The 20488-nt window shown below is 58.8% G+C and carries 17 protein-coding genes; 15 read left to right on the top strand and 2 right to left on the bottom strand.

From position 1 onward, the window contains the following. Positions 1 to 12 precede the first annotated feature (12 nt). From AXW11_RS04720 to AXW11_RS04705, 4 genes are read left to right on the top strand one after another with little or no spacing between them, the layout of a single operon-like run. Positions 13 to 1011, top strand: coding sequence for a zinc-dependent alcohol dehydrogenase (locus AXW11_RS04720; RefSeq protein ID WP_091641282.1), 999 nt, complete (start codon positions 13 to 15; stop codon positions 1009 to 1011). Between the two features lie 32 nt (positions 1012 to 1043). Next, entirely contained in the window at positions 1044 to 1442 is a 399-nt protein-coding gene (locus tag AXW11_RS04715) for a 6-pyruvoyl trahydropterin synthase family protein (protein WP_036205386.1), read from the top strand. Further along, entirely contained in the window at positions 1429 to 3375 is a 1947-nt protein-coding gene (locus tag AXW11_RS04710) for a glycosyltransferase (protein WP_091641280.1), read from the top strand. The genes AXW11_RS04715 and AXW11_RS04710 overlap by 14 nt, the downstream gene beginning before the upstream one ends. Next, the gene (locus tag AXW11_RS04705) at positions 3344 to 4306 is read left to right on the top strand and encodes a lysylphosphatidylglycerol synthase transmembrane domain-containing protein (protein ID WP_091641277.1); all 963 of its coding nucleotides are present in this window, start codon (positions 3344 to 3346) and stop codon (positions 4304 to 4306) included. Before AXW11_RS04710 ends, AXW11_RS04705 begins: the two co-directional genes overlap by 32 nt. Here the strand turns inward: AXW11_RS04705 and AXW11_RS04700 are convergent. Beyond that, positions 4281 to 5153, bottom strand: coding sequence for a RibD family protein (locus tag AXW11_RS04700; RefSeq protein ID WP_091641275.1), 873 nt, complete (start codon positions 5151 to 5153; stop codon positions 4281 to 4283). The genes AXW11_RS04705 and AXW11_RS04700 overlap by 26 nt on opposite strands. Before the next feature lie 134 nt (positions 5154 to 5287). Between AXW11_RS04700 and AXW11_RS04695 the strand changes: the two genes are divergently transcribed. Beyond that, entirely contained in the window at positions 5288 to 5704 is a 417-nt protein-coding gene (locus AXW11_RS04695; protein WP_036205391.1) for a helix-turn-helix domain-containing protein, read from the top strand. 4 nt (positions 5705 to 5708) lie between these two features. Here AXW11_RS04695 and galU read toward each other — a convergent pair whose 3' ends face one another. Further along, positions 5709 to 6545: a UTP--glucose-1-phosphate uridylyltransferase GalU gene (galU, locus tag AXW11_RS04690; RefSeq protein WP_036205392.1), complete on the bottom strand. Its 837-nt coding sequence runs from the start codon at positions 6543 to 6545 to the stop codon at positions 5709 to 5711. A 365-nt stretch (positions 6546 to 6910) separates the two neighbouring features. On the opposite strand from galU, the gene AXW11_RS04685 reads away from it, so the two are divergent. The 10 genes from AXW11_RS04685 (at position 6911) to prpF (ending at position 20462) form a co-directional block, all read left to right on the top strand. After that, positions 6911 to 8086: a ShlB/FhaC/HecB family hemolysin secretion/activation protein gene (locus AXW11_RS04685; protein ID WP_036205393.1), complete on the top strand. Its 1176-nt coding sequence runs from the start codon at positions 6911 to 6913 to the stop codon at positions 8084 to 8086. A 145-nt stretch (positions 8087 to 8231) separates the two neighbouring features. Then, positions 8232 to 9785, top strand: a complete 1554-nt coding sequence (locus AXW11_RS04680; protein ID WP_091641272.1) for a glucan biosynthesis protein G — start codon at positions 8232 to 8234, stop codon at positions 9783 to 9785. A gap of 15 nt (positions 9786 to 9800) precedes the next feature. Next, positions 9801 to 10058: a hypothetical protein gene (locus tag AXW11_RS04675; RefSeq protein WP_036205395.1), complete on the top strand. Its 258-nt coding sequence runs from the start codon at positions 9801 to 9803 to the stop codon at positions 10056 to 10058. Beyond that, on the top strand, positions 10051 to 12162 hold the full coding sequence (gene mdoH / locus AXW11_RS04670; RefSeq protein WP_091641270.1) for a glucans biosynthesis glucosyltransferase MdoH: 2112 nt from the start codon (positions 10051 to 10053) through the stop codon (positions 12160 to 12162). Before AXW11_RS04675 ends, mdoH begins: the two co-directional genes overlap by 8 nt. Positions 12163 to 12190: 28 nt before the next feature. Continuing rightward, positions 12191 to 13777, top strand: a complete 1587-nt coding sequence (locus AXW11_RS04665; protein WP_091641267.1) for an OpgD/OpgG family glucan biosynthesis protein — start codon at positions 12191 to 12193, stop codon at positions 13775 to 13777. A gap of 128 nt (positions 13778 to 13905) precedes the next feature. Next, complete coding sequence (locus tag AXW11_RS04660) at positions 13906 to 14586, top strand: GntR family transcriptional regulator (protein WP_036205397.1); 681 nt, start codon at positions 13906 to 13908, stop codon at positions 14584 to 14586. A gap of 29 nt (positions 14587 to 14615) precedes the next feature. Beyond that, positions 14616 to 15503: a methylisocitrate lyase gene (gene prpB, locus AXW11_RS04655; protein ID WP_036205398.1), complete on the top strand. Its 888-nt coding sequence runs from the start codon at positions 14616 to 14618 to the stop codon at positions 15501 to 15503. Between the two features lie 32 nt (positions 15504 to 15535). Beyond that, positions 15536 to 16666 carry a bifunctional 2-methylcitrate synthase/citrate synthase gene (prpC, locus tag AXW11_RS04650; RefSeq protein WP_036205399.1) on the top strand — a complete coding sequence of 377 codons (1131 nt, stop codon included), beginning with the start codon at positions 15536 to 15538 and terminating at the stop codon, positions 16664 to 16666. 29 nt (positions 16667 to 16695) lie between these two features. After that, positions 16696 to 19293, top strand: coding sequence for a Fe/S-dependent 2-methylisocitrate dehydratase AcnD (gene acnD, locus AXW11_RS04645; protein ID WP_091641264.1), 2598 nt, complete (start codon positions 16696 to 16698; stop codon positions 19291 to 19293). After that, positions 19290 to 20462, top strand: coding sequence for a 2-methylaconitate cis-trans isomerase PrpF (gene prpF / locus AXW11_RS04640; RefSeq protein ID WP_091641262.1), 1173 nt, complete (start codon positions 19290 to 19292; stop codon positions 20460 to 20462). Before acnD ends, prpF begins: the two co-directional genes overlap by 4 nt. Positions 20463 to 20488 lie beyond the last annotated feature (26 nt).

Raw genomic sequence — 20488 nt, 5'->3', positions numbered from 1 at the left:
GAAACAGACGATATGACAAACGCATTTTGGGTGACCGGGCCCGGGGAAGGGGCCATTCTCCCAGCAACCTACGATCATTGTTCGGCGACCGACGCTGACAGTCCAGCGGTGTCTGTGCGAGCGCTATACTCGGGCGTCAGTCGTGGAACCGAGTCATTGGTTTTCAACAACCGTGTGCCACCGTCGGAATACGATTCGATGCGTGCCCCGTGCCAGGAAGGCGATTTTCCCTTCCCGGTCAAATATGGTTATGCCAGCGTAGGCCGTGTTGTTTCGGGCCCCGAGGCCCTGACTGGCCAGTCGGTTTTCTGCCTGTTTCCTCATCAGGAGCACTACCAGGTTCCTGCATCCGCCGTGGTACCTCTTCCATCCGGTCTTCCGGAATCCAGGGCAGTGCTGGCCGCCAACATGGAAACCGCGGTTAACGGCCTGTGGGATGCTTCACCACGAGTGGGAGAGCGGGTCGCAGTGGTTGGCCTTGGCGTCGTTGGTCTGCTGGTTGCGTGGCTTGCCAGCCGCATACCAGGTACCCGGGTTACCGCCGTGGACACCAATCCACAGCGTAAAACGGTTGCGCACACCCTGGGGCTGGATTTCCAGACCCAATGCCGACAGGACGATCATGACTTGGTCATCCACGCCAGCGGCCACCCAACGGGTCTTGAAACCGCTCTTGCGCTGGCGGGACAGGAAGCGCGAATTATTGAGATGAGCTGGTACGGCGAGCAGCCAGTGCCGGTATCCCTGGGCCGGGCATTCCATTCCCGTCGGCTGACGATACGGTCTAGCCAGGTTGGTAACCTGCATCCTGAGCAGCGGCCACGCTGGCGCCATCGGGATCGAATGGTGCTGGCCCTGGAGCTGTTGCGGGATGATGTCCTGGACTGCCTGATCAGCGGCGAAACCACCTTCGAATCGCTGCCGGAGGTTATGCCGGCACTTGCTGGAAACAGAGCTGGCGGAACGGCCTCCGACACTCTCTGCCACCGTATCGTATACCCCGACAATTGACTCCCATCATCCGTATCGAGGACCCAAAACCCATGTTCAGCCTTACCGTCAGAGACCACATGATGATCGCCCACAGCTTTAAGGGTGACATTTTCGGCCCCGCCCAGGGCCTGCATGGCGCCACCTACGTGGTTGATGTCTCCTTCGAGCGGGAAGCCCTCGACAACGACGATCTGATCGTCGATATCGGGCTGGCGTCCGAGGTGTTGTCGTCGGTGATTGCCGAGTTCAACATGAAGAACCTGGACGATATCGAGGAATTTGCCAATCGCAATACCACCACCGAATTCATGGCGATGACGGTGTTCGACCGACTGGCCGCGGCGATCCGCCAGGGCCGGCTGGGTGAAACCGGCAAAGGCCTGTGTTCGATGAAGGTCACCCTTGGCGAATCCCATATTGCCTGGGCCAGCTACCATGGCGAACTCTGAGCCATTAACGTCGGTGTTGTTCGTTGTCCCGGGGGATCCTGAACAGAAAACCGGAGGCTACCGGTACGTTCAGCGTGTTGTCGCAGGGCTCAGGGATAACGGCGTGGATGCCTTTGTTTCCGGGCTCTGTGGCAGCTTCCCGGTGCCAGACCGGATGGCGGAAGCATCCATGAACAGGTTGCTTGCCGCCCTTGCGGATGATTCGGTGGTGGTACTTGATGGCCTGGCCATGGGCGGGCTTCCGGACGTGATCGCCAACCATGCATCCCGTTTGCGGGTTGTGTCGCTGGTCCACCACGCCCTGGCGGATGAAACGGGGCTGACGCAAGAGTTGCAGGATTGGCTTTTCCGGGTAGAGCGTCGGGCGCTGTCAAAGGTGGCCGGGGTAATCACGACCAGTGCCCACACCGCGCACCGACTGAAAGGCTACAGCGTACCGGCCACGGCCATCCGCGTGGTTGAGCCGGGCGCCGACACCATTGCCGGTATTGGCGCTGAATCCCAGCCATCAAGAGCCCAGGGCCCCACGATTCATCTGCTCTGTGTTGCCCATCTGTCGCCGCGCAAGGCACAGCACCATCTGGTTGAAGCGTTAAGTGATCTCCGGGACTGTTCATGGCACTGCACCCTGGCAGGTTCGTTGGATCGCGACGAGCGCTATGCCCATGAGCTTCGCGGCATCATTGCGAACCTGGGGCTTGAACATCGGATCAGTCTTTTGGGGGAGCTGGACGACGTTGAGCTTGCCGGCGCCTATCGTAACGCGGATGTTTTTGTGCTGCCGTCCGTTTACGAAGGGTATGGAATGGTGATTGATGAGGCGATTGCCGCGGGGTTGCCGGTGATCACCACGGATGGGGGTGCCCTTTCCACCACAGGCCTGCGGCCTGGCGTCCGGCAGTATCCAGCCGGCGATGTCGCAGGGTTGCGGGCGTGCCTGGAAGCTTGGCTGACAAACCCCGGCGCGCTTGGCGAGGCGGCTACCCAGGCACAGCAGGCGGCGCGCTCCCTGAGAAGCTGGCAGAGTACCGCCATTGACTTCCAGCGGGCACTGGAAGACCTGCTGCCGCCACCGGACCCTACCACCTTCGACAGCGACTGGCTGGCACTGCGTGAGCCGGCAGACCACCTTGCTCGTAACAAGAGGCTGCTCTCGGAGGTGCTGGTTTGGGCGGAACAGGACTATTGTCACCCGGGCGTTCTGAGCGGTCATCACGCACCACCACTGCTGGTGGTGGATCTGGGTACCGGCACTGGCTCCAACGCCCGTTACCTTGTGCCGGCCATGACGGTACCCCAGCGCTGGGTGCTACTGGACCAGGACGAACACCTGCTTGCCCTTGCCGGAGAGAGACTGCAACACCTTGATGTCCCGCTGGAAACCCATGCCTGTCACTTGAACGCCAAGCGGCTTGCCGGGCAGATTCCGGATGGCACCCGGTTGATCACAGCTTCGGCCCTGATAGACCTGATGTCGGAAGACTGGCTAGAGGCATTGGCGGTAGCCGCCACCAGACACAATGCCGGCGTGTTTATCGTTCTGAGTTACGCGGGGAATGTCGAGCTGTCGCCGGCAGACCAGGACGACGACTGGATACGCGAGACCGTCAACGAGCACCAGCACAACGATAAGGGGGCTGGTGCCGCGCTGGGGCCATCGGCGACGAATTACCTCAAGCAACAGCTCGAATTGCGTGACTACCAGGTGTCTGTTGCACCAAGCCCGTGGCGCCTGACGCCTGCTCAAAGCGCACTTCAGCGCGCCTTGCTTGAGGGCTGGCGGGACGCGGTGATGCAGCAGTCGCCGTGCGAACGTCAGCGGGCCGAGCGCTGGTTTGGCCTGCGTCTGAAGCAGGCTGATGAGCAGAGCCTGTCGATCCGCGTGGAACATGAGGACTTGTTTGCCCGGCCAGCCAGAGAAGGTGTTGCCTGACGTGCGACGCCTGTCCCGAACCCGTTACCTGCGCTGGGGTTTCACCCTACTGTTGCTATTGGCCACTGGCTACTTCCTGGATCTGGCGGTGCTCTGGCGGGAACTGGCGCAGTTCTCATTACTGGCGTTATTGGCAGCCATGGTGGTGTCCGTTGCACAGGTGGTGCTTTCAGCCTGGCGCTGGCGTTACACCGCACGGCGACTTGGTCTGGTCTTGCCCATGGTTGTTGCGGTGCGGGAGTACTACCTTGCCACTTTTCTCAATCAGGTGCTTCCTGGCGGGGTGATGGGCGATGTTAATCGGGCCTGGCGTCACAGTCTCGACTCCGGTGAGCGCCTTGCGTCCGCTCACGCCGTCATGATTGAGAGAATGTCCGGGCAACTGGTGATGATAGCTGTGGCGCTGAGCCTGGGTGTTTGGCTTGTCTGGTACCGATACGGAATGCTCGAAGCCCTCTCGGAATATGGCGAACGGGCGCTGCTGTTGCTGGCAGGCCTGACGGCCACAGTGGTATTGGTTACAAGTATTTGGCAGCGCGCGAAAGACTATGTCCATACGCTGCGGCGGGACTTGCGCAAAGCCTTGTTGGAGTGGCCGGCCGTGGGTGTCCAGTTGGTGTCTTCCGCCGGTGTGGTGGCCAGTTACCTGGCCGTGTTCTCATTGCTGGCTCTGGGCGCGGGTTATTGGAGTGACCCGCACATGGCTTTGGTTCTGACGTCTCTTTGCAGCCTTCTGCTGCTGGTCATGGCCATTCCGGTCACTGTTGCAGGCTGGGGGGTGCGCGAGGGTGCTGCGGCATTGCTCTGGCCCATGGCTGGGATGCCGGCAGAGCAGGGCGTTGCACTCAGTGTCGGCTATGGGTTGGCGGTTCTGTTGTCGAGCCTTCCGGGCGTGCTGTTCGTGTTCACTCGTCGACAGTCGAACGAGTGAAATCCAGGTCAAACAGCATGTCACTGCCCAGGTCCACCATCTGGGCCTTCGGGCGCAGGGCGCTGTCGAGTTTCTTGATCTCCGGCAGTGAAAATGCCGGGCGCCCACTGCCGATGATCATGGGGGCGACCATGACATGCAGCCGGTCGAGCAGGTCCGCATTCAGGAATTCAGACACGGTAAGCCCACCGCCTTCCACAAAAATCTTGCGAAGGCCAAAGTCCGCGAGAACCGCGAGTATATGGGCAGGGTCCGTGGTGTCATTCTGCCCGAGGCAGGGCACATCTGTTACGCCGTGGCGGGGCGTCAGCTTGTCGCCGGCGTGGTAGTCCCCTGCGACGAGGCGGAGCGTAGGGGATGCTTCGTCGCTGAACAGGTGATGGCTGTCCGGAACCCGATGGTTGCGATCAATCACCACCCGGACCGGATTAATGCCGGACGTCTTGCGGACTGTCAGCCTGGGATTGTCGGTGGATGCGGTTCCGGCGCCGACAATGACCGCTTCCGACACAGCCCGCAAGCGGTGCAGGTGGGTAATGCCATCCTCGCCATTGATGAACTTGGAAGCGCCGGTCACCGTGGCGATACGTCCGTCCAGACTCTGCCCCATCTGGCCGACAACTCGCGAGCGCGAGCCTTGAGCAACCGGGCAGCACAGAGGCAGGAAAACTGACAGCAGGTTGCGTGCGTCGAGCTCTGCTGGCAGTCGAAGTTCCCATTCGCCGTTCTGGCCTATATCCAGTGCTGGCTTGTCACTGCCCGGCAATGAGAGTGTCACATTGCTGCGGTTCACTGCGTCCAGTACCAACTCCCATGCGGTGTTCTTATCCAGTGCTTTTGCCGCCATACCAAGTTATTTCCGTTGCTTATGGATTCATTATAGGTAGATTGTGTGTAAAGCTATATGTACGTTACATTTCCGGTTTGATTCACCGAAAGTGCCATCAGGCCACAAGACTAACCACGGCAGAGAACACTCCTATGCGGTACCTGCAAACCTTTAACCGCCGCCTGCGGCAGATTCGGGAAGCCGGGCAGTTGTCGTGCGGGGACGTGGCAGAAATGTGCGGAGTGGACGAGGCGCGGGTGGTGAGTTGGGAATCGACTGATGCGAGGCAGCGGGCATGGCCGGGTGTCACCGAGTTACTGGATTTTTGCCTGAAGACGGAAACCCCACTGGAAGACCTGCTGGATCTGGACGACGCCGGGGACACCGGCCAGTTGGAGTTGCCAGGCCTGGCGTTCAGCCAGGGCGATGACCTGTCAACGGCCCTGAAAGAACTGGAGCGTGAAATCAGCCGGATTCAACTTTCAGAGGAGGAAATGGAACTGCTGCGCCGGTTCCGGAAAACCTCCGGCGAAAACCGGCGCATGATCCTGCAAATCCTCGGCAAATAGGCGCCTATTTACCTTTCTTGTAGATGTTTTCGTAAACGTAGTTGGTTGCTTCCACAAACCCGTCAATACTGCCGCAATCAAACCGGCGGCCCTTGAATTTATACGCCAGCACACAGCCGTTCTTCGCCTGTTCCAGCAGCGCATCCGTTATCTGAACTTCACCGTTCTTGCCGGGCGCCGTGCGCTCGATGATGTCAAAAATATCGGGCGTGAGGATATAGCGACCGATAATCGCAAGGTTGCTGGGGGCGTTCTCCGGCGATGGTTTTTCGACCATGTCGGTGATGCGATAGAGGCCGTCTTTCATCGACTCGCCCGCTATGACGCCATATTTGTGGGTCTCGTCTTCCGGTACTTCCTCAATGGCAACGATGGAGCAGCGGAACTGGTTGTAAAGTTTAACCATCTGGGCGAGTACGCCTTCTTCGGCGCCGTCAGCCACGCAGAAGTCGTCCGCCAGTACAACCGCGAATGGGTTGTCGCCAACAAGGTTGCGACCGGTGAGAATGGCGTGACCGAGACCTTTCATTTCGTTCTGGCGGGTAAAGGCGAACGAGTTATTGTCGATCAGCTCCCGGATGGAGGTAAGCAGGTCTTCCTTGCCCGAGCCGGCAATCTGGTGCTCAAGCTCATAGCTGATGTCGAAGTGATCCTCGATGGCCCTTTTACCACGACCGGTAACGAAACCGAACTCGTGAACCCCCGCTTCTGCAGCTTCCTCCACACCGTATTGAACAAGGGGCTTGTTCACAATGGGCAGGATTTCCTTGGGCATGGCTTTGGTGGCTGGCAGGAAGCGGGTGCCGTAGCCGGCAACAGGGAAGAGACACTTCTTGATCATAACGTTCGTCCTTATTTCGTTTCGGTCACGGCCTGTTTGAAGTCAGTCGTCCGTGTAGGCTGACTCACGAATTGTGCCAAGTGTAACCAAGTTAGTGACCCAAATGGAGGCCTCGGTAGCGAAATGTAGAATTTGGTAATAAGTGGCACCAGTTCTCAATACCTCCGGCCTGTTGAAATCTATAGAAAAAACTTTCAGAGGTCTTTGTAATCATCTGTTTTATATGAAGATTAACTTTGTAAATTTTGGCAACCAGTGATGGATTTAAGGGCGTTAATGCAATACATTCCGCAGTGACGATTTTTTAAGAATAACCGGTATTCGCAGCGACAGGCGGCCGGCGCTCACTGGCAGGATCAGAAACATTGAGACATTCCCTGTTGTTCGCACTGATTTGGTGCGTTCTCAGCCAACCTTTGTACGCGGAATCATCGGGTTCCTGGTTGCGTAATGGCTGGAAACCCTACGCCGATAATTTTGAGGGCACCGTGAATGCGTTCCGCGACGAGCGTGAACACTGGCTAAGATCCCGATTGAAGTTTTCCGGCAAAACCTCCCTGAACAGCGACGGAATGGACGGGGACATCGGTGTGTCTGCTGACAGCCTGGTCGGTAGCAGCGATGCAATCGGGTTTCATTATCGCGATGCCCGGTCCCACAAGAACCGCTCGGACGTCAACGCCACCTCGTTTCGCTACCGCTTTCCGGCCGGCGCCAACCAAGTAACCGTGGAAACCGGAAGTTCTTACTACAGCCACGCCGTTACCAGTGGTGACAGGCGCTACAATGCCAGTGGCGAATCCAGTGTTGTGGGTGTCGGGGCCAGTCGGCCGCTGTTTTCACGGTTTGGTCTGGCGTTTGATGGTGTTGCCCACCATACCGGTCGAGACAGTCGCGCTATGGAGAAGGGGAGCCTGGTATCGGAGAGCCGCTACGAGTTGTCCTCAGTCGGTCTCAAGGCGCAGGGCGGTCATGAGCTTTGGGATGGTTTGCAGGCCAGCACCGGTCTTCTGGCGGTGAGCGGTCGCGAGTACAGTTCGACCGATTATCGGTTGCAGGACGATGTTGGTCGCGAAGACGCCTTCTATAAAGTGGCGATGTCCGCTTCGCTGGAACAGGAGCTCTATCGGTGGCGCTGGCGGATTCACGGACGCTACCAGTTCGCTGATGAAGATCTTCCGGTGTCGGAGTATCTGACCGTCGCAGGCCCCTCCATGATCGCCGGTTTTAACGGGCAATCCGTATCGGTTGTTCGGGGTGGCTGGTTGCGCCTGGATACCGCCAGCCCCTCCTGGCAGATGCCGTTTATGGACGGTGTGCTTTCCAGCGTGAATTTTGCGGTGTTGCACGGCTGGGTTCCATACTCTGAGACCCAGTCCGACCGCCACGGCCGGGCCTCTGCTGGCCAGGTGTCGTTGAAGTTCGAGGGCCGGGCTTTCACAGCGAATGTCAGCGTCGGCCGTATGATTCGTGCTTCCACGATGGCCATGACGATGCCCGAACGCCCGGACGTTCGGTTTTCCCTCACCATGGGTATCTGATTGCTTACTAACGACGTTCTAGCTCCCTCCTGAAGCCTCTCGGGCCCCCTGCGGCCAACCTGCCTTACGAAGATGTCACTTGAGACGGCGCCGGTCGCAAGTGCTACATTAAAAAGTCGATGGACATTTTCGAGGTAGGAGCTACATGCATTCAGGGAAACGATGGCTGATCGGCCTGATATTGCCGGGGCTGCTCTACGCCCATGCGGCGGGGGCGCTTGAGTTCAGGGAAATAGTGGACAAGGCCAAAGCAAGGGCTGAAGGTGAGTATCAGCCACCACCTTCGGTGCCCGGCTTTCTCAGGAACCTGAGCTACCGAGCCTACCAATCCATCCGCTTCAATCCACAAGCCAGCCTTTGGCGGGAAGGGCGCTCCCGTTTCCAGGTGATGATGGTGCCACCGGGGAGCTATTACACCCACACCGTCAAGTTGAATGAAGTGGATGCCGACGGTGTAAAACCCATCCCGTTTGATAAATCCGAGTTCAGCTTCCCGGACCCGGAACTCGCCAAAAGGGTTCCCGCGGACCTGGGCTATGCGGGCTTCAAACTCACGTACCCGATGGGCCGTGGCGACGAACAGAATCAATTTCTGGTCTTCGCCGGCGCAAGCTACTTCCGGGGCGTGGGTGCCGACAATCACTTTGGCCTGTCGGCGCGGGGTATAGCGATAGACACCGGACTGCCCTCCGGAGAGGAGGTGCCATCGTTTGTTGAATTCTGGCTTGAGCGGCCGGGAGGTGGCAGTGAACGTATGCGGGTTTACGGCCTGTTGGACGGCCCTAGCGTCGCCGGTGCCTACCGTTTCGATATCCAGCCTGGCAAAACCACACGTATCGATGTCACTGCTGAGTTGTTCTACCGCAACCCGGTGGATCAACCGGGCCTGGCGCCACTGACGTCGATGTTCTACTACGGCGAAAATACTGCCAGGCCCCGGGGTGAATGGCGGCCCCAGGTGCACGACTCAAGCGGACTGCTGATTCATGACCAGGGCGCGGGCGAATGGTTGTGGCGCCCTCTGACGAACCCATCGCGCCTCCGGCTCAGCTACCTTCAGGTTGATCGCCTGGCTGGCTTCGGTTTGATGCAGCGGGATACCCAGTTTGACCAGTTTGAGGATGCCGAGGCTCGATATGACAAACGGCCCAGTGCGTGGGTTGCGCCAAGGCAGGGATGGTCGAACGGCGAGGTCGTGCTGGTTGAAATCCCCACCAACGCGGAAACCAACGACAACATTGTTGCCTTCTGGAAACCGAAGGAGCCAGTAAAGCAGGGTGACCATCGGGCGTTTGCCTACAGCCTTCGTTTTGGCGACAAGGACGTATCCGGGCAGGACACCGGGCGTGCGCTGCAAACGTTTGTTGGAGATGGCAATCGTCCCGGAGGCGGCACGGAAGAGGGGGCCTACCGAATCATTGTTGATTTTGCAGGAGGGCCGCTGGACGATCTCAAGCCTAATGCAGCCATCGTCAGCAAGGTCAGTGAGGGCAGCGGAAACAGCGATGCCGTTGAGATCATAGAGCATTTCGTTGAGTACGTTGAGGCGGATGGCACCTGGCGACTGTCGATGCTGGTGCGCCCCGTCGGTGAAAAGGCTCCGGTGCTCCGAGGACAACTCCTGCTTGATAATGAGCCACTGACCGAGACCTGGACCTATTCCATCGGCCCCGATTCCGGGCTTGGTCAGAAACAGTAGAGCGGAGATTTGTTCATGCCGGAAACCTTATGCCAGCAGGCGATCGAGAGGGTCATGACCTATCTGCGCGACGATGGCGTGGAACTGGACGCCGAAACCTGTCGACAGGTGTTGCGTTTGGTTGACGGTGCCATGACAGAAGGTGATGGGCCAGACTTGCCCGCCCGGTGTATTGAGCTCGTGCCGGACTACTTCAACCTGCCGGGAATGGACATCCCGGCGCCCATTCCACCCCTCATGCGCGGCCACCTGGGGTACTACCCCCATGACTGAGGTCGTTAATGCAGCCCCAATCGAGCGTTCGGGAACCTGGCGACGTACCGCCACAGTGCGTCGTTTTTTCCTGACACTGTTTGTGGTTGGGCAAACCGTTGTTGCCAGTTACTTCCTGCTCTGGATTCTGCCGTATCACGGCGGCACATGGGTGGAGCTCGGCCTGCTTGCGCTTTTCATCCTCCTTTATATGTGGATTGCAGTGGGGTTCTGGACGGCCGTGTTTGGCTTTGTGCTCAGGCTGGTAGGGGGCGATCGCCACAGTCTTCTCAAGCGCCATCCGGAGTCGGAACTGGAAAACACGGCGTTGGCCAAAACCGCCATCGTTATGCCGATCTACCATGAGCCGGTGCAATGGACACTCAGTGGGTTGAAGGCTGTCTATCAGGATATTGAGCGGACCGGGCACCTGGACCGCTTTGAGTTTCATATCATCTCCGACAGCAGGGACCCGAACGTCTGGCTACAGGAACAGGCCGAGTGGCATCGGTTATGCGAAGAGTTGGGGGCCGAGGGGCGGCTGTTCTATCGTCGACGGCGCGTCAATCTCAATTTCAAAAGCGGCAACGTTGCGGACTTTTTGCGGCGTTGGGGCCGTCGTTACCGCTATATGGTTGTTCTGGATGCCGACAGCCTGCTGAGCGCGGGAACCATCGTGAAAATGGTGCAGCTGATGGAGCGGGAACCCAACGTGGGTATCCTGCAGACCGCACCTACCATTATCAACGGTGAGTCTCTCTTTGCCAGGGTACAGCAGTTCGCGAATCGCCTTTACTCATCGTTGTTTGCCACCGGTCTGGCAGCCATACAGATGGGAGACGCTGCTTTCTGGGGCCACAACGCCATTCTGCGTGTCGAGCCATTCATGGCGCACTGCGGTCTTCGCAAACTACGGGGCTTCGGGCTTTTTCGCGGGCCCATCATGAGTCACGATTTTGTGGAAGCGGCCTACATGGGGCGCGCTGGTTATGAGGTGTGGCTTGAGCCTGAGCTTGGCAACAGTTTTGAAGAATCACCGCCCACCATTTCGGATGAGCTCTCCCGGGACAATCGCTGGTCCAGGGGCAACCTCCAGCATCTTTGGATCCTGCTGTTCGGGCGGAAGTTGCGCCTGGCCCACCGGATGGCGCTGCTGAACGGCATCATGGCGTACCTTGCGTCGCCGCTCTGGTTGGCGTTTCTGATTCTGACGACCGTTGAAGCCGTGCAAATGACCGTCGCCAGCATCAATTACTTCCCAGAAGGGCACCAGGGGCTATTCCCCCTATGGCCGGAATGGCGGCCGGAATGGGCTATCGGGCTTGCGTTGAGCACTCTATCGCTGCTGTTCCTGCCAAAGTTTCTTGCCATCTTTGATGCTGTAATCCACGGCCTTGTGCGGGGCTTCGGAGGTGTCTGGCGGCTATTTCTGAGTGTGATGCTGGAAATCGTTGTGTCCGTGCTGCTGGCTCCGGTCAGGATGATGGCCCACAGCCGATATGTTCTTGGCGCTCTTCTCAACGTCTCTTTGTCCTGGGCAGGGCAGAACCGTACCGAAGAAACGACATGGCGGGACGCTTTTCTGACCCAGTTTCCCGGCATGCTCGTGGGCGCTGGCTGGTCCGCCTTCGCCTGGAGCCTGGACCCCATGTTTTTCCTCTGGTCCCTGCCCGTAGCGGTGCCGCTCGTGTTGGCGGCCCCGACATCGGTGGTGCTCAGCCGTGTAGGGCTGGGCCGGGCCTTCCGGAAAAAAGGGCTTCTGGTGATACCGGAAGAGCTTACGCCAGTGGCGGTATTGAACGACGCCAGACGCGCAAGGGCCGTGGGTGATGAGGTCCCGGTGATTACTGCCGTAGAAGCAGCCGTGATCCGGCCTCGCTTGAACCGGCTCCACCGTGCCCTGGCGCGCGCTCATCGCCAACCCAGAAGAGCAGAGTTGCTGGCGCCATTGGTACGGCGGCTCGCTGACAAAGGGCCGGAGTCATTGTCCCGGAACGAACTCAGCCAGGTGTTCCGTGACCGCACGGCACTGGCGGAACTGCACCAGCTTGCCTGGCGTTCATCGCCGGACAGTTTCTGGGGACGGCGAATATCCAGTCTGGGCAAGACAAAACCTGAAGAGTAAAGGCTTCAATATTAGACGGGAGCATGACATGGACAGACGCACACTGATCAAAACCTTCGTCAGTCTGGCGGGAGCCCAGGCACTGCCCCTCTCGGCATTGATGTACAGTGGTTCCAGCGTGGCGGGCGAGGTTGGTGAGCCCAAGCCATTCAGTTACGCGTGGCTGAAAGGCCATGCGCGGGCCTTGGCCGGTGAACCCTGGGTGTCACATGAAGGGGAGTTGCCCGGCTCGTTGAAGAATCTGTCCTGGGACGATTACCAGGCGATCGGCTTTCGCCCCGAAGAAGCGCTTTGGCGTAACGACGACAATGCGTTCCAGGTGCAGCTTTTCCATCTTGGCCTCTACTTCAAAACCCCGGTGCGCATCCACGAAGTGGAAGATGGCGAGGCCCGGGAGCTTGCGTACAAGCCGGAATACTTCCGATATGAGGGTGAACAACCCCTGGGAACCCTGCCGGAGGATCTTGGCTATGCCGGGTTCCGTGTTCACTTCCACACGGACTACGAGCGCGACCTGGCCGCTTTCCTCGGCGCCAGCTACTTCCGGGCGGTTGGGTCAGAGATGCAATACGGGCTCTCCGCCAGGGGCCTGGCGATCGACACCGCACTGGAAAGCGGGGAAGAGTTCCCGCAGTTTTCGGCCTTCTGGCTGGAGAAACCGAAACCGGGCAGCCAGAACATGGTGGTCTATGCACTTCTGGATTCACCCAGCACGACCGGTGCCTATGCCTTTACGTTGACCCCGGGACGGAACATGGTGATGAGCGTGGATGCGGCGATATACCCGAGAAAACCCATTCAGCGGGTGGGGGTCGCGCCACTGACCAGTATGTACCAGACCGGTGAGAATGATCACCGTATGGCCTATGACTGGCGCCCGGAAATTCACGATTCGGACGGGCTGTCGATCCTGAACGGGCAGGGCGAATGGCTGTGGCGGCCACTGGTCAATCCTCGCTCCCTGCGGGTAAATACGTTTGTTGACAATAATCCTCGTGGCTTTGGCCTGCTGCAGCGCGACCGCCGGTTTGCCAACTACCAGGACGACGGCGTGTTCTACGAGAAACGTCCGAGCACCTGGGTCACGCCTCACGATGACTGGGGCAAAGGCAGCGTGATGCTGGTGGAGATTCCCACCAAGGACGAGACGTTCGACAATATCGTCGCCTTCTGGCACCCCGAGAAGCCCATGGAGCCGGGGCAGGAGTATCTTTATTCCTACAGGTTGTCATGGGGGGGCGAGCCGCCGATGGAGCCAGAGGAGCTGGCCACGGTCCAGGCAACACGTACGGGATTGGGGGGCGTTGTCGGGCAGGAGCGAAAATATTTCTCCTGGCGGTTTGCCGTGGACTTTGCCGGCGGCGCGCTGCCGCTGGTGGGGGACGATGCAGAGGTAGAGCCGGTGATAACGGCCAGCCGTGGGGAGGTGGAAATCACCTCTGCGCGGCCATTGGACTCCATTGGTGGTTATCGGGCGATGTTTGACCTTGTGCCCGACGACTCCCTGGAACCGATTGACCTGCGTCTTCAGCTCAAGCTGGGCAACCAGGTGCTTACCGAAACCTGGTTGTACCAGTACACGCCGCCTCCGAAGGACGAGCGCACGCTCTATTAGCCTTGCTTCTGGGCGGTGAAGGCTGCCGCTCTGTCAACAATTACGCTGCCAGGTAATCCGGGATTGTTGACAATAATCGAGTTAGGGCGTAGATTTCCGGTAATTCCAGTCACTATTGTTGACAAAATATGCCGGAAGCTATCGCCCAAACCTATACCCGTGCCGATGAAGCCTTCGATTGTCTGCAAACGGCCATCGTTAAGGGCGACCTTGCCCCTGGCGAAAAGATCGGCGAAGTCGAACTCTGCTCCCGTTTCAATCTTACCCGTGGCCCGCTTCGCGAGGCGCTTGGCCGCCTTGAATCCCGAGGGTTGCTGGTGCGCCGGCCCCACGCCGGGGTAAAGGTGGTCTCAGTCAGCGCTGATGAACTCATGGAGCTCTACCGCATTCGCGAAACCATGGAGGGGCTCGCCGCCCGTCAGGCCGCCGAGCGGATGACCGATCAGGAAATCGCTGACCTGTCCGCCACCCTCGATAGCCATGAGCGAATGATCGAACAGGCCCAGGGCCAGGCCTACTATCAGGCGGAAGGCGACTACGACTTCCATCACCGAATTGCCACAGGCAGTCGCAACACCAAACTCGCGCAAATGCTGCTGGGTGATCTTTACTATATGGTCCGGATGTATCGTTACCGTTTGAGCACCTCATCCGGGCGCCCTCACATGGCGCTGGGGGAGCATCGCAGGATTGTTGAAGCCATCGCCCAGCGTGACGGCGAGCTGGCGGAATTCCTGATGAAACGACACATCCATGCGGCCCGCAAAAACATCGAGAAAAAGATTCAGCAAGGCGATTTAACGATCTAGAACCGTCACCCCAAATAATGAGGTTACTCATGTCCAAAACACTATCCCCAGGCGCACGCTTCCGCAAAGCCCTGAAAGAAAACCACCCCCTACAGATCGTCGGCACCATCAACGCCTATACTGCCATGATGGCGGAAAAGGTCGGTCATCAGGCCATCTACCTGTCCGGCGGCGGTGTTGCCAATGCGTCCTATGGTTTGCCGGATCTGGGCATGACCACTCTGAACGATGTGGTCGAGGATGTCCGCCGTATCACTGCGGCCACCGACGTCCCGCTGCTGGTAGACATCGATACCGGGTGGGGCGGCGCCTTCAACATTGCTCGCACAATTCGCGAAATGGAACGCGCTGGCGCAGCGGCAGTCCATATCGAAGATCAGGTGGCCCAGAAACGCTGTGGTCACCGACCGAACAAGGAAATCGTCTCCCAGGAAGAAATGGTGGATCGCATCACGGCCGCCGTGGATGCCCGTCAGGACGATGACTTCTTCATCATGGCTCGTACCGACGCGTTCCAGAAGGAAGGCCTGGACGCCGCGATTGAGCGTGCGAAGGCCTGCATAGAGGCGGGCGCCGACGGCATTTTCGCCGAAGCGGTGACCGAGTTGGAGCACTACAAGGCCTTCTCTGAAGCCCTGGACGTGCCGGTGCTGGCCAATATTACCGAGTTCGGTGCCACGCCGTTGTACAATCGCAAGGAGCTTGCAGAAGCCGGCGCCGGTATGGTGCTGTATCCATTGAGTGCCTTTCGCGCCATGAACAAGGCTGCACTGACGGTTTACGAAAACATCCTCGAGAAAGGTGACCAGAAAGACGTGGTTGATCTTATGCAAACGCGGATGGAGTTGTACGATTTCCTGAACTACCACGATTTCGAACAGAAGCTGGACGAGCTGTTCCAGCAGAAAAAGGGTTAATCAAAATCCAAACATTGATGAGGGGGAAAACCATGGCTGAAGCAAAAAAACTCGGAGGCGCAGGTCTTCGCGGCCAGGTGGCTGGCGTAACGTCGCTGTGTACTGTTGGCCAGTCCGGTGCCGGCCTGACCTATCGTGGCTATGACATCAGCGATCTGGCGGACCACGCCCAGTTTGAAGAAGTGGCTTACCTGTTGTTGCGCGGCAAGCTGCCTAACCGGCAGGAGCTTGAGGACTACAAGAAAAAGCTTGTGAGTATGCGTGAACTGCCATACGCCGTGAAATCCGTACTGGAGCATATTCCCAAAGACGCCCACCCCATGGACGTCATGCGCACCGGCTGCTCGATGCTGGGTAACCTGGAAACGGAGACCGACTTCAGTCAGCAGGACGACAAAATCGATCGCATGCTGGCACTGTTCCCGGCCATCATCACCTACTGGTACCGCTTCGCCCATGAAGGCGTGCGCATCGATACCGCCAGCGACGTGGATTCCATTGGCGGCCATTTCTTGGAACTGCTCCACGGCAAGAAACCCAGCGAACTGCATGAGCGCGTTATGAACGTGTCGCTGATTCTTTATGCAGAGCATGAGTTCAACGCCTCTACCTTCACGGCTCGAGTGTGCGCTTCCACCCTGTCGGATATCCACAGCTGCGTGACCGGTGCGATTGGTACGCTGCGCGGCCCGCTTCACGGTGGCGCCAATGAGGCGGCCATGGCGCTGATCCAGAAATTCCAGACCCCGGACGAAGCCGAGAAAGGCCTGCTGGGCATGCTGGAGCGCAAAGAGAAGATTATGGGCTTCGGCCATGCGATCTATCGGGAGTCTGATCCCCGCAACGCCATCATCAAGAAATGGTCCGAGGAGCTCGCCAAGGAAGTGGGTGATACCGTTCTGTACCCGGTATCGGTTCGTTGTGAGGAAGTCATGTGGCGCGAGAAGAAGCTGTTCTGCAACGCCGACTTCTTCCATGCCTCCGCCTATCACTTCATGGGTATCCCGACCGAATTGTTTACCCCCATCTTCGTGATGTCACGGGTGTCTGGTTGGACCGCCCACGTGAAAGAGCAGCGTGAGAACAACCGCATCATCCGCCCAAGTGCCGATTACGATGGCCCGGCGGATTCGAAGTGGGTGCCGATCGACGAGCGGCCGTAATCCGATAAACCAGAATTTGAGTACCGCCCATGAACATTGATTACCGCAAACCTCTCCCGGGTACCGACCTGGAGTATTTTGACACCCGTCAGGCTGTGGAAGACATCCAGCCTGGCGCCTACGACAGACTGCCGTACACCTCCAAGATCCTGGCGGAGCAGTTGGTTCGTCGTTGTGATCCATCGGCACTGACGGATTCCCTTAAGCAGCTGATCGAACGCAAACGGGACCTGGATTTTCCCTGGTACCCGGCCCGCGTGGTCTGCCATGACATCCTTGGCCAGACGGCCCTGGTAGATCTGGCTGGCCTGCGCGATGCCATCAAGGAAAAGGGTGGTGATCCGGCGAAAGTCAATCCGGTGGTGCCCACCCAGTTAATCGTGGATCACTCGCTGGCCGTTGAGCACGCCGGTTTCGAGAAAGACGCGTTCGAGAAAAACCGTGCCGTGGAAGACCGCCGCAACGACGACCGTTTCCACTTCATCAACTGGACCAAGACCGCGTTCAAGAACGTGGATGTGATTCCTCCGGGCAACGGCATCATGCACCAGATCAACCTGGAGAAGATGTCGCCGGTAGTTCAGAACCGCGACGGTATTGCGTATCCGGACACCTGCGTTGGAACCGACAGCCACACCCCCATGGTAGACGCCCTTGGTGTTATCTCCGTGGGCGTGGGCGGCCTTGAAGCCGAAAGCGTGATGCTGGGCCGCGCCTCCATGATGCGCCTGCCAGACATCGTGGGTGTGGAGCTTAAGGGCAAGCTGCAACCAGGAATCACCGGTACCGACATGGTGCTGGCTATCACTGAATTCCTTCGTAAGGAAAGGGTGGTAGGTGCCTACCTGGAATTCTACGGCGAAGGCGCCGACAGCCTGACCGTAGGTGACCGGGCCACCATCTCCAACATGACTCCGGAATACGGTGCCACGGCGGCGATGTTCTATATCGACGGCCAGACCATCGATTACCTCAAACTGACCGGTCGTGAAGACGAACAGGTCGCCCTGGTTGAGAGATACGCCAAAGAGACAGGCCTGTGGGCCGACAGCATGAAAAACGCCGAATACGAGCGAGTGCTGACGTTTGACCTGTCCAAGGTACATCGTACGCTGGCGGGCCCGTCTAACCCCCACGCGCATCTTCCCACCTCCGAACTGGCCGAGCGCGGTGTTGCCGGCAAATGGGAAAAAGAAGAGGGCAAGATGCCGGACGGCGCGTGCATCATCGCCGCGATTACCAGTTGCACGAATACCAGTAACCCCCGCAATATGGTGGCCGCAGGCCTGATCGCCCGTAATGCCAACAAGCTGGGCCTGACTCGCAAGCCTTGGGTAAAGACTTCCCTGGCGCCGGGCTCCAAGACGGTAAAAATGTATCTGGAAGAAGCCAGCCTGATGTCCGAGCTGGAAGAACTCGGCTTCGGCGTAGTGGCTTTCGCCTGCACCACCTGTAATGGCATGAGTGGCGCACTGGCCCCGAAGATCCAAAAGGAAATTGTTGATCGGGACCTGTATTCCACCGCCGTGCTTTCGGGCAACCGGAACTTTGACGGCCGCATTCATCCCTACGCCAAGCAGGCGTTCCTGGCATCGCCGCCGCTTGTTGTGGCCTATGCGATTGCAGGCACCATCCGCTTCGACATCGAAAAAGACGCCCTGGGGCACGACAAGGATGGCAACCCCATTACCTTGAAGGACATCTGGCCGGATGATGCGGAAATTGACGCCATCGTGAAGTCCAGTGTGAAGCCGGAGCAGTTCCGCAGCACTTATATTCCGATGTTCGACATCACCCGGGATGCGCACGCCAACACCAACCCGAACTACGACTGGCGCCCCCAGAGCACCTACATTCGTCGCCCGCCGTACTGGGAAGGTGGCATGGTAGGCGAGAAAACCCTCAAGGGTATGCGCCCGCTGGCGGTGTTGCCGGACAACATCACCACCGACCACCTGTCGCCGTCCAACGCGATCCTGATGGACAGCGCAGCCGGTGAATACCTGCATAAAATGGGTGTGCCGGAGGAAGACTTTAACTCCTACGCCACCCATCGGGGCGATCACCTGACGGCACAACGTGCTACCTTCGCCAACCCGAAACTGTTCAATGAAATGGTGCGGGACGAGAGCGGCAAGGTGAAGCAGGGCTCCCTGGCGAGGGTTGAGCCGGAAGGCAAGGTCACCCGCATGTGGGAAGCCATCGAAACCTACATGGAACGGAAGCAGCCGCTGATCATCATCGCTGGCGCCGACTATGGTCAGGGTTCCTCCCGTGACTGGGCGGCCAAGGGCGTGGCCCTGGCAGGTGTGGAAGCCATCGTGGCTGAAGGCTTTGAGCGCATTCACCGTACCAATCTCGTCGGCATGGGCGTTATGCCCCTGCAGTTTGAGGAAGGCACCACGCGGCAAACCCTGGGTATTGATGGTACTGAAACCTACGACGTAGAGGGCACAGCTGCACCGCGTGCACAACTCACCCTGGTTGTCCACCGCAGCAATGGCAGCACCGAGCGTGTGCCCGTGATCTGTCGTCTGGATACAGCGGAAGAAGTGTCTATCTATAGTGCTGGTGGTGTGCTTCAGCGCTTTGCCGAGGACTTCCTGCAATCGGAGGGCGCAGCATGACCCACGCGCCCCAGATCAAAGTCCCCGCCACCTACATGCGTGGTGGCACCAGCAAGGGCGTGTTCTTTCGGTTGAAGGATCTGCCGGAAGCGGCACAAGTCCCGGGCAAAGCCCGGGATAACCTCCTGCTGCGTGTAATCGGCAGCCCGGACCCTTACCAGAAGCAGATCGACGGCATGGGCGGAGCCACCTCCAGCACCAGCAAGACCGTGATCCTGGCCGAGCCGACGCAACCGGACCACGACGTGGACTACCTCTTCGGTCAGGTGTCCATCGACAAGCCGTTCGTCGACTGGAGCGGGAACTGCGGCAACCTGACCGCCGCCGTCGGCGCATTTGCCATCAATGGTGGTTTCGTCGCTCAAGAGCGCATTCCGGAAAACGGTATTGCCACGGTTCGCATCTGGCAGGCCAACATCCGGAAAACCATCGTTGCCCGCATTCCCATCACCAATGGTGAAGTGCAGGAAACCGGTGATTTCGAACTGGACGGCGTGACCTTCCCGGCTGCCGAAGTCCAGGTGGAATTCATGGACCCCGCCGATGGCGAAGGCGCCATGTTCCCCACCGGCAACCTGGTGGACGACCTGGACGTACCCGGTGTTGGCACCCTCAAGGCCACCATGATCAATGCCGGCATTCCCACCATCTTCCTGAATGCAGAAGACATTGGCTACAAGGGCACGGAACTGCAGGACGATATCAACAGCAATCCCGAGGCCCTGGCGATGTTTGAAACCATCCGCGCCCACGGTGCTGTCAAAATGGGACTGATTCAGTCCGTGGAAGAGGCCGCCAGCCGCCAGCACACGCCCAAGGTGGCGTTTGTGGCAAAGCCTTCTGACTATGTGTCTTCCAGTGGCAAAGCCATTGGGGCAGGGGATGTGGACGTGCTGGTGCGGGCCCTTTCCATGGGTAAGCTCCACCACGCGATGATGGGAACAGCCGCCGTTGCTATTGCTACCGCAGCTGCCGTACCGGGAACTCTGGTTAACCTGGCCGCCGGCGGCGGTGACAGAACCTCCGTGACCTTCGGCCACCCATCAGGCACCTTGCAGGTTGGTGCGGAAGCCAGTCTGGTCAACGGCCAGTGGACAGCCACCAAAGCCATCATGAGCCGAAGTGCGCGAGTGCTTATGGAAGGTTGGGTTAGGGTGCCCTTGATCTAATTGTGACGCTGGTTGCGACAGGTTTC

The organism is Marinobacter sp. Hex_13 (assembly GCF_001566815.1).
Lineage (GTDB): Bacteria > Pseudomonadota > Gammaproteobacteria > Pseudomonadales > Oleiphilaceae > Marinobacter > Marinobacter salarius.
This window is presented reverse-complemented; position numbering and strand designations above follow the sequence as displayed.